Origin of the sequence: Streptomyces sp. NPDC096012 (assembly GCF_040426375.1) — a bacterium.
In the GTDB taxonomy this organism is placed as follows: Bacteria; Actinomycetota; Actinomycetes; order Streptomycetales; family Streptomycetaceae; genus Streptomyces.
In genome coordinates this window covers 35,769-52,976 of the sequence record NZ_JBEOTD010000002.1, presented here as the reverse complement: position 1 = coordinate 52,976, position 17,208 = coordinate 35,769, and the positions used below count along the sequence as shown (strand labels likewise).

Below are 17,208 nucleotides of genomic sequence, written 5' to 3'. Positions count from 1 at the left end.
GCCCGGTGCCGGAACGCGGCCCCGGCCGGGCGAGGCCGGGTGCGGGGCGGGGCCCCGGCCCGTTCTAGAACGCGGCCTCGTCCAGCTCCATCAGGTCCAGCTCGACGGTCGCGGCGACCTTGCGGGCGAGCGTGACGCCCGGCAGGACGTTCGCCGCGAAGAACTTCGCCGCGGCGATCTTGCCGGTGTAGAACGCCTTGTCCTTCGCCGAGGCCGTGGGCAGCTTCTCGGCGGCGACCGCGGCGCCCTTGAGCAGCAGGTAGCCGACGATCACGTCACCGGAGGCCAGCAGCAGGCGGGTGGTGTTCAGGCCCACCTTGTAGATGTTCTTGGTGTCGTGCTCGGTGGCCGCGAGGTCGGTCAGCATCAGGCCGACGATCGCCTCCAGCTCCACGGCGGCCTTGGCCAGCTGCTCGCGGGCGCCGGACAGCTCCTCGCCGCCGGTGCCGAGGGCCAGGAACTTCTTGATGTCCTCGGCGAGCGAGTTCAGCGCGGCACCCTGGTTGCGGACGATCTTCCGGAAGAAGAAGTCCTGGCCCTGGATCGCCGTGGTGCCCTCGTACAGGGTGTCGATCTTGGCGTCCCGGATGTACTGCTCGATCGGGTACTCCTGCAGGAAGCCGGAGCCGCCGAAGGTCTGCAGCGACTGGGCGAGCTGCTCGTAGGCCTTCTCCGAGCCGTAGCCCTTGACGACCGGCAGGAGCAGGTCGTTCAGGGCGTGCTCGGCGGAGGCGTCCTCGCCGTTCGCCTCCTTGACCTGGATCGCGTCCTGGACGGAGGCGGTGTACATCACCAGCGCACGCATGCCCTCCGCGTACGCCTTCTGCGTCATGAGCGAGCGGCGCACGTCGGGGTGGTGGGTGACGGTGACCTTCGGCGCGGTCTTGTCCATGAAGTTCGCCAGGTCGGGACCTTGGACGCGCTCCTTGGCGTACTCCAGCGCGTTCAGGTAGCCGGTGGAGAGCGTGGAGATCGCCTTCGTGCCGACCATCATGCGGGCGAACTCGATGATGCGGAACATCTGGCGGATGCCCTCGTGCTTGTCGCCGATCAGCCAGCCCTTGGCGGGGTGGCGGTCGCCGAAGGTCATCTCGCACGTGTTGGAGGCCTTCAGGCCCATCTTGTGCTCGACGTTCGTGGCGTAGACGCCGTTGCGCTCGCCCAGCTCGCCGGTCTCGAAGTCGAAGAGGTACTTCGGCACGAGGAAGAGGGACAGGCCCTTGGTGCCCGGTCCGGCGCCCTCGGGACGCGCGAGCACGTAGTGGAGGATGTTCTCCGACATGTCGTGCTCACCGGAGGTGATGAAGCGCTTCACGCCCTCGATGTGCCAGGAGCCGTCCGCCTGCTGGACCGCCTTGGTGCGGCCGGCGCCCACGTCCGAGCCGGCGTCCGGCTCGGTGAGGACCATGGTGGAGCCCCACTGCTTCTCCACGGCGACCGAGGCGATGTGCTTCTGGACCTCGTTGCCCTCCTCGAAGAGGATGCCGGCGAACGCCGGGCCCGAGGAGTACATCCACACGGCCGGGTTGGCGCCCAGGATCAGCTCGGCGTAGGCCCAGATCAGGGAGCGGGGCGAGGTGGTGCCGCCGATCTCCTCGGGCAGGCCGAGCCGCCAGTACTCCGAGTCCATGAAGGCCTGGTAGCTCTTCTTGAAGGACGCGGGGACCGGCGCGGTGTTGGTCTCCGGGTCGAAGACGGGCGGGTTGCGGTCGGCGTCGGCGAAGGACTCGGCCAGCTCGTTCTCGGAGAGGCGGGTCAGCTCCTCCAGGACGCTCTTGGCGGTCTCGACGTCCATCTCCTCGAAGGGGCCGGTGCCGTACACCTTGTCGCGCCCCAGTACTTCGAAGAGGTTGAACTCGATGTCGCGGAGATTCGGCTTGTAGTGCCCCATGGCGACGGCTCCGTAGAGAGATCGGCGAGGCACTGGCTCCTCGCACCTAGTTCACGTACCAACAAGTAGCTACGATGATGCTACCCGTCGGTAATAAGAAGCAACCCCTGCCCGTCCAAGTGTGAGAAGGGTCTAGTCCGGCCTGCCGGTGAGCAGGGCCGCGCACCTCCGGGACGCCGGCCGGAGCCGGGCGACCGCCCTGTATCCCTGCCATCCGCTTCCCGCGGTCCGGCCCCTCGGTACGCTTGCGCCCATGTACGGATACGGCCAGCCCATGGACGGTGGCGCCGCCCAGCAGCAGTACGCCCCGCCGCAGCAGCAGATGCCCGGCGGCGCCGGCGGGTACGGCCAGCAGCCGCCGCTGTACCCGGAGCCGTCGCCGCCCTCGCTCGCGGACGCCGTGCGCGCCTTCACGACGGGCCAGATGTCCGCCGAGGACTTCCAGCAGATCTTCGCCACGTCGAAGGTGTACTGCCCGCGCGGCGACACCCCTGGCTTCCTCGCCCTGCACAACACCCAGCAGCCGGTGATCCCGATGTTCACCTCGCTCAAGGAGCTGCGCCGGTACGCGGGCAAGGAGTCCAAGTACTTCGTCATCACCGGCGCCGAGGTGATCGACCTGCTGCCCACCGGCTACGGCTTCGTGGTGGACATGGAGGGCGAGCACCGGATGGTGTTCGACGCGAAGGCGGTCGAGCAGATGGTGGAATTCGCGATGCGGCGGATGTACGGGGGCTGAACGACCGTTGTGGGCGGGTCCCGGCACGGACGCCGTGGACCCGGCGCCCCCTGTTCTCTCGAAACCGACCGGTGGACCCGGAGGGAATTCCCTCCGGGTTTCCTCTGTTGGGGCTGGCAAGAAGTTCAACGCTCAACTAATGTGGGCGTACCAAGGAGGTACCGACCATGCCTGCAGTGACCGTCGAGAACCCGTTGACGCTGCCCCGTGTGACCGCGCCCGCCGACGCCGTGGCACGCCCCGTCCTCACCGTCACGACCGCCCCGAGCGGCTTCGAGGGCGAGGGCTTCCCGGTGCGTAGGGCGTTCGCGGGGGTGAACTACCGCCACCTCGACCCGTTCATCATGATGGACCAGATGGGCGAGGTGGAGTACGCGCCGGGCGAGCCCAAGGGCACCCCCTGGCACCCGCACCGCGGCTTCGAGACCGTCACCTACATCATCGACGGCGTCGTCGACCACCAGGACAGCCAGGGCGGCGGCGGCACCATCACCAACGGCGACACCCAGTGGATGACCGCCGGTTCGGGCCTGCTGCACATCGAGGCCCCGCCGGAGTCCCTCGTGGTGTCCGGCGGTCTCTTCCACGGCCTGCAGCTGTGGGTGAACCTCCCCGCCAAGGACAAGATGATGGCGCCGCGCTACCAGGACATCCGCGGTGGCAACGTCCAGCTGCTGACCACACCCGACGGCGGCGCGCTGCTGCGCGTGATCGCCGGTGAGCTGGACGGCCACGCCGGCCCCGGCATCACCCACACGCCGATCACGATGATCCACGCGACGGTGGCACCGGGTGCGGAGGTGACGCTGCCGTGGCGGGAGGACTTCAACGGGCTGGCGTACGTGCTGGCGGGCAAGGGCTCGGTCGGTGCCGAGCGCCGTCCGATCCGTCTGGGCCAGACCGCGGTCTTCGGCGCCGGTTCCTCGCTGACCGTCCGCGCGGACGAGAAGCAGGACTCGCACACCCCGGACCTGGAGGTCGTCCTCCTCGGCGGACAGCCCATCCGTGAGCCGATGGCCCACTACGGCCCGTTCGTCATGAACAGCAAGGAAGAACTGATGCAGGCCTTCGAGGACTTCCAGAAGGGCCGCCTGGGCAGGATCCCGGCCGTGCACGGGATGACGGCGACCGGCCCGCAGGCCTGACCCTCCCCGCGGACCCGCAGGCCCGACCCGGCCCGCGGGGACTCGGGGCCGTACCGGCGGTCGGGCGGCTCACCTGCTCGGCCGCGCAGGGCAGGACAGCCGCCGGTGGTCGTGATCGGCTGGGAGCGTGTCGCTGCTGCCCGACCCCGTCCGCCGGCTCGCCGCCTGGTGTGCCGTGCTGCTGCTCGTCGCCGGCGTGGGGTGGGTCGGGGTGCGGCTGTGCGGCGAGTTGCGCACGGCCGTCGTCCCGGTGCTGCTCGCGCTGCTGGGCACCGCGCTGCTCGGGCCGTTGTACCGGCGGCTGGTGCGGGCCGGGGTGCAGGCGTCGGTGGCGGCCGGGCTCACCTGCGTCGCCGTCGCGGCCGTCGTCGGCGGGGCCGTGTACATCCTCGTCGCCGCGCTCGTCGACACGGGCGGCCAGATCATCGCCTCGCTCCGGGAGGCCGCCAAGGCCGTCACCCGGCACTTCGGGTCCGCCGGCACCAGTCTCGACGACCTCGCCGCCAACGCCCGGCAACTGCTCGGCAAGTTCGGCGCCACGGCCGCGTCCAACGTCATCAGCGGTGTGAGCGTCGTCGGCGAGAGCATCGCCATGGCCGTGCTGGCGCTGCTGCTGGTCTTCTTCTTCCTGCGCGACTCCCACCGGGCCGTCGAGGCGCTGCGCTCCGTGGCTCCCGGCGGCACCCTGGAGGCCATCGCCCGACGGGCCTTCCAGGCGGTCGAGGGGTTCATGCGCGGGACCACGATCATCGCCCTCATCGACGCCGTCTGCATCACGCTGGGCCTGCTGATCCTCCGGGTCCCCGGCGCGATCGGGCTCGGCGCGCTCGTCTTCGTCGGCGCCTACATCCCCTACCTCGGCGCCTTCCTCTCCGGCGCGGTGTCGGTGCTGGTCGCCCTCGCCGACCGGGGCTTCGTCATCGCGCTGTGGGCGCTCGGCGTGGTGCTGGCGGTGCAGGTGCTGGAGGGGCATGTGCTGCAGCCGGTGATCCAGAGCCGGACCGTGCAGATGCACCCGGCCGTGGTGCTGCTTGCCATCACCGCCGGCGCCTCCGTCGCGGGCATCCTGGGCATGCTGCTCTCGGTGCCGCTGACCGCGGCCGCCTTCGCCGTCGCACAGGAGTTGAGGGGCCGCTACCCGGACCGGGGATCCGGCCCCGCGGACCCGCCGTCCGGCCCGCCCCCCGGCACGCCGTCCAGTCCGCCGGGCCCGTCGGGCACCCGCCCCGGTGTCACGGACCCGCCGTCCGGCCCACCACCTGGCACGCCGTCCAGCCGGCCGGCGTCGGACACCCGCCCCGGCCCCGCGGACCCGCCGTCCGGGCCGCCACCCGGCCCGCCATCCGGTCCGCCGGGCCCGTCGGGCACCCGCCCCGGTGTCACGGGGCCGCCGTTCGGCCCGCCGTCCGGCGCCGACGCTCCTCCCGGCCGGCCACCGGACACTCCTCCCGGCCCGTCGGGCGCTTCCTGCGATCCGTCGGGCTCGTAGAGTTCGAACCAGATGCTCTTGCCGCGGCCCCGGGGCTCCACGCCCCAGGTGTCCGCCAGGAGTTCCATCAGCATCAGGCCGCGGCCGGAGGAGGCCAGTTCGCCGGGCCGGCGCTTGTGGGGGAGGTCGTCGCCCGCGTCGGTGACCTCCACCCGCAGCCGGCGCCCGTCGGGGCCGTCGCCCACCTCGGCGAGCAGCAGCGCGTCCGCGTCGGTGTGGACGAGGACGTTGGTGACCACCTCCGAGACCAGGAGCACCGCGGAGTCGATCTGGTCGGCGCAGAGCCAGTCGTGCAGCAGCTCGCGCAGGTGCTGGCGGGCCTCGGCGATCCGCTCCGGCTCGTCCTGCGCCACCGACAGCAGCGTCCGCCGCACGCTGGGCGGCGCGGACGCGGTGGCGCCGCAGCCGCAGCCCTCACCCGGCCGGCACACCAGCAGCAGCGCGATGTCGTCCTCGCGGCGGTCGGCCAGGGGGCCGGTGGTGTGGTGCGAGGAGGGTCCGTGCACCGCCTGCACCAGGGCGTCGGCCAGCGTCTCCACGTCCCCCTGGTGTTCCTCCAGGACCGCACGCAGCCGTTGCCAGCCGGTCGCCATGTCGTGCCCGCCGGTCTCGATCAGGCCGTCGGTGCAGAGCATCATCGTCTCGCCGGGTTCGAGGGCGAACCGGGTCGTCGGATAGTCCGCGTCCGGGTCGATGCCCAGCGGCAGCCCGCCCGCCGTCGGCCGCTTCATCACCGTGCCGTCGGCCATCCGGATCGCCGGGTTCGGGTGCCCGGCGCGGGCGACTTCCAGCATCCCGGTCGCCGGGTCGGCCTCCACGTACACGCAGGTCGCGAACCGGAGGTCGGAGAGCTGGTCGTCCGCGTGCGTGATGCCGTGCAGGAACCGGGAGGCGCGGGAGAGGACGGCGTCCGGCCGGTGTCCCTCGGAGGCGTAGGCGCGCAGCGCGATGCGCAGCTGCCCCATGAGGCCGGCCGCGCGGACGTCGTGGCCCTGGACGTCGCCGATGACCAGCGCGAAGCGGCCGCTGGGCAGCGGGATCATGTCGTACCAGTCGCCGCCCACCTGCAGGCCGCCGCCGGTCGGGATGTAGCGGGCGGCCACCTGCATCCCCGGGATCTCCGGGCCCAGCGACGGCAGCATGGACCGCTGCAGGCCCTCGGTCAGCTCCCGTTCGGTCTCCTCGGCGCCGGCCCGGGACAGAGCCTGGGCGAGCATCCGGGCCACCGTCGTCAGGACCGCCCGCTCGTCCGGGGTGAACGCCACGGGGTAGGTGAAGGCCGCCATCCAGGCACCCATCGTCCGCCCGGCCGCGGTCAGCGGCAGGAAGGCCCAGGAGTGCCGGCTGAAGGGCCGGACGAGCGGCCAGGTCGCCGGGTAGCGGCTCTCGTACTGCTCCGGCGAGGACAGGTACACCGCGCGTCCGGTGCGTATCACCTCGGCCGCCGGATAGTCGGCGGCCAGCGGCATGTCGGAGAAGGGCCGGATGTCGCCGGGCTGGTGCCCGTGGTGACCGATGATCGTCAGCCAGTCGCCCTCCACCCCGAACACCACCAGGCCGTCGGGGGAGAAGCCGGGCATCGACAGGCCGCCCGCCACCCGCAGCACCTCGGCCGTGGACCGGGCCTCCGCCAGGGCCCGGCCGGCATCCAGCAGGAACGCCTCGCGGGAGCGGCGCCAGTCCCCGGTGACCGCGTTGCGCGCGGCCGCGGTGCCCGGGGCCGGCTCGGTGACCTCCTGGAGGGTGCCGATCAGCTCGTAGGCCCTGCGGTCCGGGTCGAAGGAGGGCTTCGACCGGCTGCGGACGACCCGGATCACCCTGCCCTGCTCGTCCATGATCCGGATCCGCACCTCGGCGAGCGTGCCCTCGTCGATCGCCAGCGGCACGACCCCGGTGATCTCGTTCCAGTCCTCCGGGTGGAGACGGGCGCGGGTCTGGGTCTCCGTGAGGGTGGTCCGCTCCGCGGGCAGTCCGAGCAGCCGCGCCGCCTCCGCGTCCACGGTGACCAGCCCGGTGGCGGTGTCCCAGTGCCACAGCCCGGTCGCGAGGGCGCCGAGGACGTCACCGACGGATGGCAGGGGCTCACCTGTGCGCATTGCCCCACTTTAAGAAGATCTGATCGATACCCGCCACCGTGGAGGGGCGGGCGGTAATGGTGGGGAGCCGATCACGGGGTGCCCGGTACCCTTGATGGGTCCGGGCTCTGTGCCCGTTCCGGCCGGTCCGCGAAGCCGGCAGGAGAGAACCCCACCACGAAGGACGATGAACGACGATGCATCGGTACAGGTCCCACACCTGCGGCCAGCTCCGCGCCTCTGACGTCGGTGCCGACGTCCGGCTGAGTGGCTGGCTGCACAATCGGCGCGACCTGGGCGGCATCCTCTTCATCGATCTGCGCGACCACTACGGCATCACCCAGCTCGTCGCCCGCCCCGGCACCCCCGCGTACGAGGCCCTGGACAAGATCTCCAAGGAGTCCACGGTCCGCGTCGACGGCCGCGTTGTTTCACGTGGAACCGAGAACGTGAACCCGGACCTGCCCACCGGTGAGATCGAGGTCGAGGTCGCCGAGGTCGAGCTGCTCGGCGCGGCCGCTCCGCTGCCCTTCACGATCAACGCCGAGGACGGGGTCAACGAGGAGCGGCGCCTGGAGTACCGCTTCCTGGACCTGCGCCGCGAGCGCATGCACCGCAACATCATGCTGCGTACGGCCGTCATCTCCGCGATGCGGCAGAAGATGGCGGCGATGGGCTTCAACGAGATGGCCACGCCGATCCTGTCCGCCACCTCCCCCGAGGGCGCCCGCGACTACGTGGTCCCCTCCCGGGTGCACCCGGGCAAGTTCTACGCGCTGCCGCAGGCCCCGCAGCAGTTCAAGCAGCTGCTGATGATCTCCGGCTTCGACCGCTACTTCCAGATCGCGCCCTGCTTCCGCGACGAGGACGCCCGCGCGGACCGCTCGCCCGGCGAGTTCTACCAGCTCGACGTGGAGATGTCCTTCGTCGAGCAGGAGGACGTCTTCCAGCCGATCGAGAAGCTCATGACCGAGCTGTTCGAGGAATTCGGCGGCGGCCGTCACGTCACCTCCCCGTTCCCGCGCATCCCGTTCCGCGAGGCGATGGCGAAGTACGGCTCCGACAAGCCCGACCTGCGCGCCAAGCTGGAGCTGGTGGACATCAGCGATGTCTTCGAGGGCTCGGAGTTCAAGGCGTTCGCGGGCAAGCACGTGCGCGCGCTGCCGGTGCCGGACGTCTCCGGGCAGCCCCGCAGGTTCTTCGACCAGCTCGGTGAGTACGCCGTCGAGCAGGGCGCCAAGGGCCTGGCCTGGGTGCGCGTGGCCGAGGACGGCTCGCTGACCGGCCCGATCGCGAAGTTCCTCACCGAGGCGAACGTCGCCGAGCTGACCAAGCGCCTGTCCCTCGCCCCCGGCCACGCCGTCTTCTTCGGCGCGGGCGAGTACGACGAGGTCTCGAAGATCATGGGCGCGGTCCGGGTGGAGGCCGCCAAGCGGGCCGGCCAGTTCGAGGACGGCGTCTTCCGCTTCTGCTGGATCGTCGACTTCCCGATGTACGAGAAGGACGAGGACACCGGCGCGATCGACTTCTCGCACAACCCCTTCTCGATGCCGCAGGGCGGCCTGGAGGCCCTGGAGACGCAGGACCCGCTGGACATCCTGGGCTGGCAGTACGACATCGTCTGCAACGGCGTGGAGCTGTCCTCCGGCGCCATCCGGAACCACGAGCCGGAGATCATGCTCAAGGCCTTCGAGATCGCGGGCTACGACCGTGAGACCGTCGAGGAGAAGTTCGCGGGCATGCTGCGCGCGTTCCGCTTCGGCGCCCCGCCGCACGGCGGCATCGCCCCGGGCGTGGACCGCATCGTGATGCTTCTCGCGGACGAGCCCAACATCCGCGAGACGATCGCCTTCCCGCTCAACGGCAACGCCCAGGACCTGATGATGGGCGCCCCGACCGAGCTGGACGAGTCCCGCCTGCGCGAGCTGCACCTGAGCATCCGCAAGCCGCAGCCGAAGTAGGCGGCGGCCGCCCGGACGGACGGAAGAAGGGCCCGGAACCGATGTCGGTTCCGGGCCCTTCCGCTTGCCAGGGCGCGTCCGAGGGGCCTTCACTCCCCGGCGCCGGGATCGGTCTCCTCGTCCGGCGGGGTGCCGTCCTCCAGCAAGCGTTCGGCGATGTCGTCGGACCAGTGCTGGGCCCAGGCGCGCAGTGCGGAGATGCGTGGCGCGTCCAGCCCGTACCGCACGAACTCCAGGTCGGCGTAGAAGTCGGTGCCGGTCAGCCGCGACTGGAGGGTGGGCAGGTCGAACGGGTCATAGGCGTGCCGGCGGCCCAGTTCCTCCAGGTCGGGCAGGGAGAAGCGGGTGGCGGCGGCCCGCGCGTCGATGAGGTCGACGGCGGCGCCCCGGTCGTACAGGGCGCGGATCTTCGTGCCGACGGCGTCCTCGAGGGAGAGGGCCGGGCCGTACCCGGTGAGGTCCGGCGGCTGCCAGAAGGCTTCCCGGTGCAGCGTGAGGGCACAGGGCTCGCCGCTCGGCGGATCCGTGACGGTCAGCTGCGCGGTGCGGACGCTGACCGGCCCGACGTGCACGTGCCGGCCCCGGGCCTCCAGGGCGGCACCGACGGCGCCGGCGATCCGGTCCATCGCCTCGGAGCTCTCCGTGGCGAAGTCGAGGTCGGCGTGCGGCCGCTCCAGCAGGCCGTGCGCCTGAAGGGCGTATCCACCGGCGAGGACCAGCCCGTACGGGCCGCCCGCCGTGACGACGTCCGCGAGGAGCCGCCGGTGAGGTTCGGGAAGGTTCACGGGAAGATCTTTTCCGGCTTCAGGTCTCGCACACGCCACGACGCGTGCGGGAAGGGCGTTCATCCGGCCGATCGTCCGAGGAGCACCCCTGGTGACCACCAACCACGTCGTCGCCGCTCTTACCGTCGCGCTTGATGCCCGGGTGCTCCGGACGGGCTCGGTGTGGCCGGGGCCGCGGGGTTCGGCGGCCGGCGGAGTCCTCTTCGCCGGCCGAGCGGTCAGGGTGGGGGAAGGTGGGTCCTCGGACGGATCTGCCAGGACTGCTCGGAGCCGTAGGGAAGAGGCCCGGACACACGTCGTGTCCGGGCCTCGGTGCGCAGGGTCGTACGCCCTACGCCGTCGGCTTCTCCTCCAGGCGCGGGAAGAGCACCGCGCCCTTGGTGACCGTGGAGCCCGCGGGCAGCTTGCCCCACTCGCCGGCCTCCTGGACCCGCTGGGCGGCCAGGGCGCCGAGAGACGTCTCCGCGCCGAGGGAGTCCCAGAGCTTCTGGGAGGTGTCCGGCATGACCGGGTTGAGAAGGACGGCCAGCGCACGGAGGGACTCCGCGGCGGTGTAGAGGATCGTGGCCAGTCGGGCCTTGCCCTCCGGCGAGTCGTCCTTGGCGACCTTCCACGGCTCCTGCTCGGTGAGGTAGCCGTTGACCTGCTTGACGAAGTCGAAGACGGCCAGGATGCCGCCCTGGAAGTCCAGATCGTCGCCGATCCGGCGGTCGGCCTCGGCGACGGCCTTGGCCAGGCCCTCGTGGATCGCCTTCTCCGCCTCGCCGACGGCCGTGGCCTCGGGCAGCGTGCCGCCGAAGTACTTGCCGACCATGGCCGCGACGCGGGAGGCGAGGTTGCCGTAGTCGTTGGCCAGCTCGGAGGTGTAGCGGGCGGAGAAGTCCTCCCAGGAGAACGAGCCGTCCTGGCCGAAGGCGATCGCGCGCAGGAAGTACCAGCGGTACGCGTCCACGCCGAAGTGTGACGTGAGGTCCTGCGGCTTGATGCCGGTCAGGTTCGACTTCGACATCTTCTCGCCGCCGACCATCAGCCAGCCGTTCGCGGCGACCTTGCCGGGCAGCGGGAGGCCCTGGGCCATCAGCATGGCCGGCCAGATCACCGCGTGGAAGCGGAGGATGTCCTTGCCGACCAGGTGGACGTCGGCCGGGAAGGTGGAGTCGAACTTCTCCTGGTTCTCGTTGTAGCCGACCGCCGTGGCGTAGTTCAGCAGCGCGTCGACCCACACGTAGATGACGTGTTTGGTGTCCCAGGGGATCGGGATGCCCCAGTCGAAGGTCGAGCGGGAGATGGAGAGGTCCTGCAGGCCCTGGCGGACGAAGTTCACGACCTCGTTGCGCGCGGACTCGGGCTGGATGAAGTCGGGGTTCGCCTCGTAGTGGGCGAGCAGCTTGTCGCCGTACTCGCTCAGCTTGAAGAAGTAGTTCTCCTCGCTGAGGATCTCCACCGGCTTCTTGTGGATCGGGCAGAGCTTCTGGCCTGCGAATTCGCCTTCGCCGTCGAGCAGCTCGCCCGGGAGCTTGTACTCCTCGCAGCCGACGCAGTACGGGCCTTCGTAGCCGCCCTTGTAGATCTCGTCCTTGTCGTACAGGTCCTGCACGAACTCCTGGACGCGGTCGGTGTGCCGCTTCTGCGTCGTGCGGATGAAGTCGTCGTTCGCGATCTCCAGATGCTCCCAGAGGGGCTTCCAGGCTTCGGTGACGAGCTTGTCCGCCCACTCCTGCGGGCTGACGCCGTTCGCCTCCGCGGTGCGCATGATCTTCTGACCGTGCTCGTCCGTGCCGGTGAGGTACCACACCTTCTCGCCGCGCTGACGGTGCCAGCGGGTGAGCACGTCGCCTGCGACGGTCGTATAGGCGTGGCCCAGGTGAGGAGCGTCGTTGACGTAATAGATGGGGGTGGTGACGTAGAACGCCTTTCCACCCTGCTTCTCGGATCCAGTGGCCACCATGAGTCGAAATCCTACTGGGCTTGTGGAGATCGACTCACACGCGTTTCGGGGGGTGGACCCGGGCGTCCACCCCCCTTGCCGGGCGCATACGGGCGTTTACGGTCGCCAAGTGGCCAGGAGGCCCTCGTAAAGCTCCGTGTCGGTGAGCTCGCGGGGGGTGGGGCCCGCGTGGAAGAAGGCTGCGTTGCCGGTCTTCAGTTTGCGGAGGTAGTCGAAGGCCTTGTTGTCGTGCTCACCGAAGGCGACGAAGGAGAAGAAGAGGCCGGGGTGGGCCGCCGCGGCCGCGGTGAGTGCCTGGGTCGCGGGGGTCTTCGCGTCCGGGGCGCCGTCGGTCTGGAACACCACGAGGGCGGGGGCGCCGGGGGCCGCCTGGTCGGCGCAGTACTTCTCGTAGTGGGTGACCACGGCCTCGACGGCGGCGTGGTAGCTGGTGCGGCCCATGCGGCCGAGGGCGGCGTGGGTGTCGTCGATCTTCGTCTCGTGGTCCGGGGTGAGGGTCAGGTCGGTGGTGCCGTCCACCTCGGTGGAGAAGAGGACGACGTGGACCGTGGCCTCGGGGTCCAGGTGGGCGGCGAGGGCGAGGGTCTGGTCGGCGAGGGCCTGGGCGGAGCCGTCCTTGTAGTACGGGCGCATGCTCGCGGAGCGGTCGAGCACGAGGTAGAGCTTCGCTCGGGTGCCGGTGAGGTCGGTGTTCTCGAGCGTGGTGGCGGCGGCCTTGTAGGCGGTGGTCAGGGCGGGGGTGCGGGACTTGACGCCGGCGAGGGTGGTGGCGGGCTTGGCGGGCTTGGCGGGCTTGGCCTTTTCGGCGGTTGTCTGCGGGGGTTCGGGGCGTGTGTCCGCCTCGGCTTCGCCTTCGGCGTCTGCGTTCCCACCGGTTGCCTGCGGTGCCTGCGGGGGCTCGGGGCGTGTGTCCGCCTCGGCTTCGCCCTCGGCGTCTGCGTTCCCACCCGCACCGCCCGTGCGGGTCTCGTCGTCGGCTGCGGGTGGCCCCTGCTGGGCGTCCTCGCCGTCGGCGGCTTGCGGGTCCGTCGTCTCCTCCGCCGCCGCGGCAGCCTCTTCTGCCTCTGTGGCAGCTTCCGCGGCCGACTCACCGGCCACCAGCGGCTCGGCCGCGGGTTCGGGTTCGGGCTCGGTGGCCGTCTCCGGTTCGGCTGCTGCCTTCGGCTCGGTTGCCGTGTCCGGTTCGGTTGCTGCCTCGGGTTCAGTTGCCGTCTCCGGCTCGGACGCTGCCTCGGGCTCGGCTGCTGCCTCCGGTTCGGTAGCCGTCTCCGGTTCGGTCGCTGCCTCGGGCTCGGTCGCAGCCTCCGGTTCGGTAGCCGTCTCCGGTTCGGTCGCTGCCTCGGGCTCGGCTGCTGCCTCGGGCTCGGTCGCAGCCTCCGGCTTGGCAGCCGTCTGCGGCTCGGCCGCTCCCCCGGTCTCCGGTTCGGCCTGAGTCTCGACGGGCGTCTCCGTCTCGGCCTGTGCCTCGACCTGAGTCTCCGTCTCGGCCTGGGTCTCCGGTTCGGTGTGCGCCTCGGTCTGCGCCTCCGCCTCTTCCGCGGCCTCAGCGTGCGTCGCGGCCTCGGCGTGCGTCGGGGCCTCAGCGTGCGGCGCGGCCTCGGTGGGTGTCACCGCCTCGGGGTTCTCGGGCTGTGCGTCCGGGGCGGCCTTCCGTTCCGGTGTCGTCCCCGGCTCGGGTTCCCTCGCTTCTGCGGGGCGGGGGACCTTCACGTTGTTGAAGGCCGCTGCCACCAGGTCGTGTTCCCCGAGGGATGCCTGGCGGGGCTCGGGGATGTCGGCGGTGCGGGGCTCCGGCGTCCTGGGAGCCGTGGTGCCGGGCTCGGCGGAGGCCGTGCGCCGCGCGGTCGGGGCGGTGGCCGCCGGCGTCTCCGCCGGCGTCGCGGGCGTCGGCCGCTGGGCCGTCGACGAGGCGGTCGCCCGGGTGTCGGTGGACGCGGGCTCCGTGGTCCGGGGCTCGGTGGCGGGGAGGTCGGCGGCCGCCGGATCCGTGATCCGGAGGGTGGTGACGGCCGGTTCCGGGGCCGCGGGCTCCGAGGCCGGGGGCTGCGTCGGGACTCGGTCCGCACCCTCCGCCTCGGTGGCTCGTGCCTTGCGTGAGCGGCCGAATGCGTTCCGCAGGAGAGTGAGAATGCCCATGTGCGCAACCCTTCGTGAGTTGATGCCCGTCAATCCCTGGCCAGGACGGACACGTAAGGTTAGCGAAGCGCTCAGTGCGGGGAAGCGATCGACCGGGCCGCCGCCACTTCCTGGCGAAGTGGCTCCAGAACGCTGCCGGCCGGCCCCGTGAGATCGGTGCGGACGGCGATCAGGGTCTCCGCGCTCCGCACCCCCTCCGACAGTTCCCGCAGTTGCAGGTTGACCTGGGCGATCTCGGCCGCGGACGGGGGCGGGGCCCCGTGCCGGACGCGGACCCGGGCCGCCGTCGTGGCGTCGACGATCCGCTCCACGGCGACGACCAGCGGCCACCAGGCGGCGGCGCGCCGCCCGGGCGGCGGGGGGGGGGGCGGCGCGCCCGGGGAATCGGGGGGGAGGCCGGCGAGGTCCCGGTAGAGGCGCCGCCGCATGTGGGCCCGGGCACTCGGGTCGCCGTCCGTGCCGAACGCCGCCTCGACGTAGGCCGCCGTGTCCGCGACCGCGTCGGCGAGGCGGTCCCCGACCCGGGTGTGCCAGCTCTCCGGCCACAGGAGGTAGCCGGCGGTCAGGGCGATCGCACAGCCGAGGAGCGAGTCGGCCAGCCGGGGCAGCAGCAGGGCCGTGCCCTGGTGGGTGAGGATGTCGGACAGAAGGAGGATCACCGGGGTGATGGCCGCCGTCTGGAAGCCGTAGCCCCGGGGAGTCAGCGCCGGGACCAGCGGGGCCAGCACCAGCATGACCAGGACGTCCCAGCGCCCCATCGGCACCTCCGCCAGGATCACCGCCGCGATCACCAGCCCGGCCACCGTGCCGAGGGCGCGCAGCAGGACGCGCGAGAAGACCGAGCCGAAGTCCGGCTTCATGACGAAGGTGATGGTCAGGGCGACCCAGTAGGAACGCTCTATCGGGACCAGGGAGACGAGGGCCTGGGCGATGCCGATGCAGAGCGCGAGACGCAGGCCGTAGCGCCAGGAGTTCGCCGAGAGGACGACGGTGCGGGCCGCGCGGGCCGTGCGGATGCCGAGGGCGGCCGGGCGGCCCAGGCGGTCGTCGATGCCCCGGGGGTCCACGTCGGGCGCCGTGACCACCTCGGCCGCGTGGCGCAGCGCGTGGTCCACCGCCCGGGCCGTCTCCGTGGTGGGCAGGGGGAGCGCCAGGGTGATGGGGCCCGTGTAGCCCGTCCCGACGGCGTCGGCGAGGTGGTGCAGCGCCCGGGGGATCTCCGGGGGCAGCGGGTGGGCCGCCAGGTGGGCCGCGGGAGCCGCCTCGACCACCGGGGTGATCGCGTTCAGCTGGGCCAGCAGCCGGGTGATGTCGGCGCTGCGGCCTTGCTGGCGGGCGCGCCGACCCAGGATCAGGTCGTAGGACTGGTTCAGGGACCGGGTGACGGCGTGGCGGGCCTCGTCGTACTCCCCGGTGCGGTCGGTGCCGGCGACGTCGAGGAGGGTGGCGGCCGTGCGGTAGGTGGCGGCGACCGCGGCGCGTTCGGGGAGGCCCGAGCGCAACGGCCAGGCGAGCAGCGCGAGCAGCAGTACCAGCAGGCCGCCGCCGGTCATCAGGAGCGGGGCCAGCCACCAGGGGTGCGGCATCGGAAGGCCGGCGCCGACCACGCAGTTCAGCAGCAGGAGCAGGCCGCAGACCGAGGCGACCGCACCGATGGTCGAGATCATGCCGGACACCAGCGCCACCCCGGTGACCGCGACGACCGTGAACCAGCCCTGCCCGTACACCAGCGCGCCCAGCGCCACGCCGACCGCACCGAAGAGCTGCGGGACGGCGATGTTGAGGATGCGCATGCGGTAGGCGTCGGCGGTGTCGCCGATGACGCCGGACAGGGCGCCCATGGAGGCGAGCGCCCCGTAGGCCGGGCGGCCCGCGGCGAAACCGAGCGCGAGCGGGAGGCTCATGGCGACGGCGGCGCGGGCGACGGCGGCCCGGTTGACGGGTGCCTGCTGCGCTTGGAGGTTCCGGACCAGCCAGTCGGGAGGGGTGAGGCCGATGGGGAACTCTCGGGACATGCGCCCATTATGGCCGTTCCGTGCCGGTCCACCCGGAGGCGGGGTGCGGCCCGGCGTCGCTCATTCGCGCGGGTGGAGCATGAGATCGACGACGAGGGCGCGATGGTCGCTGCCGGCCACGCGCAGGAAGTGGGCGCCGTTCGCGGTGAAGTCCCGGGAGAGCAGCACGTGGTCGATCTGGGTGCCGATGACCGAGGCGGTGCGCGCGGGCCAGCTGGCGGTGCGGTCGTGGCCGGCGAGGCGGGCCGCGTCGGCCAGCCCGGTGTCCAGGATGCGGCGGAAGGCCGCGTGGTCCTGGGAGGCGTTGAAGTCGCCGGCCAGGACGGTGGGGGTGTCCTCGCCGGTGGCCGCGAAGGCACGCAGCCTGCCGAGTTCGCGGCGCCACAGGCCGACCTGGCCCGGCAGCGGGGGCATGGGATGGGCGAGCTGGAGGCGTACGGCGTGGCCGCGCACGTCGGCGAGGGCGCCGGGCATGCCCATGGTGCCGGGGACGCCCGCCGCCGGCTCGAGCGGGAACCGGCTGAGGATGAGGGAGCCGTGGGAGCCGGCCGCGCGCACCGCCCGCCGGTAGGGGTGGGTGTGCGCGAACTCGCCCTCCAGGACGGCCCGGCAGGTCCGCTCGCACTCCTCGACGAAGACCACGTCCGGATTTCGCCGGCGGATGACCGGCACCAGGGCGGGGGTGCCGCGCCCGAACTCGACGTTGGAGGTGAGCACGCGGAACGCGGCGAGCGGCGGACCGCCGGGCTCGCCGGCCGTGCCGTACGGCTCCAGGTACCAGGCGAGCAGGCCGAGGACGGCGACGCCCCACACCAGGCCGGCCCACCAGCGGGCGAGCAGGGCGCAGAGCAGGGCGAAGCCGGTCGGCACGAGCAGCCAGGGCAGGAAGGCGAGGAGCTGGGGGACGGGTGTGATGCCGTCGGTGCCGGCCGCCCGGCAGCCGGCGACCACGCTCACGGCGGCCAGCGGCAGTCCGGCGGCCCAGGCGCCGAGTCCGCGTCCGCGGTGTGGGGTCACGGCGGCG

General features: G+C 72.0%; 10 protein-coding genes and 1 pseudogene. 4 read left to right on the top strand and 7 right to left on the bottom strand.

Annotation, left to right across the window (positions count from 1 at the left end; all coding sequences use genetic code 11):
• Positions 1 to 64: 64 nt before the first annotated feature.
• Positions 65 to 1,891, bottom strand: a complete 1,827-nt coding sequence (locus tag ABVB68_RS02615; RefSeq protein ID WP_353599196.1) for an acyl-CoA dehydrogenase — start codon at positions 1,889 to 1,891, stop codon at positions 65 to 67.
• Between the two features lie 253 nt (positions 1,892 to 2,144).
• Between ABVB68_RS02615 and ABVB68_RS02610 the strand changes: the two genes are divergently transcribed.
• From ABVB68_RS02610 to ABVB68_RS02600, 3 genes and pseudogenes are all read left to right on the top strand, one after another.
• Positions 2,145 to 2,630, top strand: coding sequence for an SseB family protein (locus ABVB68_RS02610; protein WP_353599195.1), 486 nt, complete (start codon positions 2,145 to 2,147; stop codon positions 2,628 to 2,630).
• 167 nt (positions 2,631 to 2,797) lie between these two features.
• Positions 2,798 to 3,775, top strand: coding sequence for a pirin family protein (locus tag ABVB68_RS02605; protein WP_353599194.1), 978 nt, complete (start codon positions 2,798 to 2,800; stop codon positions 3,773 to 3,775).
• A gap of 127 nt (positions 3,776 to 3,902) precedes the next feature.
• A pseudogene (locus ABVB68_RS02600) lies at positions 3,903 to 4,952 on the top strand (AI-2E family transporter); the annotation flags it as partial.
• Here ABVB68_RS02600 and ABVB68_RS02595 read toward each other — a convergent pair.
• Positions 4,910 to 7,360: a SpoIIE family protein phosphatase gene (locus tag ABVB68_RS02595; protein ID WP_353599193.1), complete on the bottom strand. Its 2,451-nt coding sequence runs from the start codon at positions 7,358 to 7,360 to the stop codon at positions 4,910 to 4,912. The pseudogene ABVB68_RS02600 and the gene ABVB68_RS02595 sit on opposite strands and share 43 nt — an antisense overlap.
• 176 nt (positions 7,361 to 7,536) lie before the next feature.
• On the opposite strand from ABVB68_RS02595, the gene aspS reads away from it, so the two are divergent.
• Positions 7,537 to 9,300 (top strand): aspartate--tRNA ligase, encoded by a 1,764-nt coding sequence (gene aspS, locus ABVB68_RS02590; protein ID WP_353599192.1) that lies wholly within the window; start codon positions 7,537 to 7,539, stop codon positions 9,298 to 9,300.
• 89 nt (positions 9,301 to 9,389) lie between these two features.
• Here aspS and ABVB68_RS02585 read toward each other — a convergent pair whose 3' ends face one another.
• From ABVB68_RS02585 to ABVB68_RS02565, 5 genes are all read right to left on the bottom strand, one after another.
• Positions 9,390 to 10,085, bottom strand: coding sequence for a nucleotidyl transferase AbiEii/AbiGii toxin family protein (locus ABVB68_RS02585; RefSeq protein ID WP_353599191.1), 696 nt, complete (start codon positions 10,083 to 10,085; stop codon positions 9,390 to 9,392).
• A gap of 331 nt (positions 10,086 to 10,416) precedes the next feature.
• Positions 10,417 to 12,033, bottom strand: a complete 1,617-nt coding sequence (metG, locus tag ABVB68_RS02580) for a methionine--tRNA ligase (RefSeq protein WP_353599190.1) — start codon at positions 12,031 to 12,033, stop codon at positions 10,417 to 10,419.
• A 96-nt stretch (positions 12,034 to 12,129) separates the two neighbouring features.
• Entirely contained in the window at positions 12,130 to 14,169 is a 2,040-nt protein-coding gene (locus ABVB68_RS02575; RefSeq protein WP_353599189.1) for a VWA domain-containing protein, read from the bottom strand.
• Positions 14,170 to 14,240: 71 nt separating this feature from the next.
• Positions 14,241 to 16,184 carry an FUSC family protein gene (locus ABVB68_RS02570; protein WP_353599188.1) on the bottom strand — a complete coding sequence of 648 codons (1,944 nt, stop codon included), beginning with the start codon at positions 16,182 to 16,184 and terminating at the stop codon, positions 14,241 to 14,243.
• A gap of 60 nt (positions 16,185 to 16,244) precedes the next feature.
• Positions 16,245 to 17,201 (bottom strand): endonuclease/exonuclease/phosphatase family protein, encoded by a 957-nt coding sequence (locus tag ABVB68_RS02565; protein ID WP_353599187.1) that lies wholly within the window; start codon positions 17,199 to 17,201, stop codon positions 16,245 to 16,247.
• Between the last annotated feature and the right edge of the window lie 7 nt (positions 17,202 to 17,208).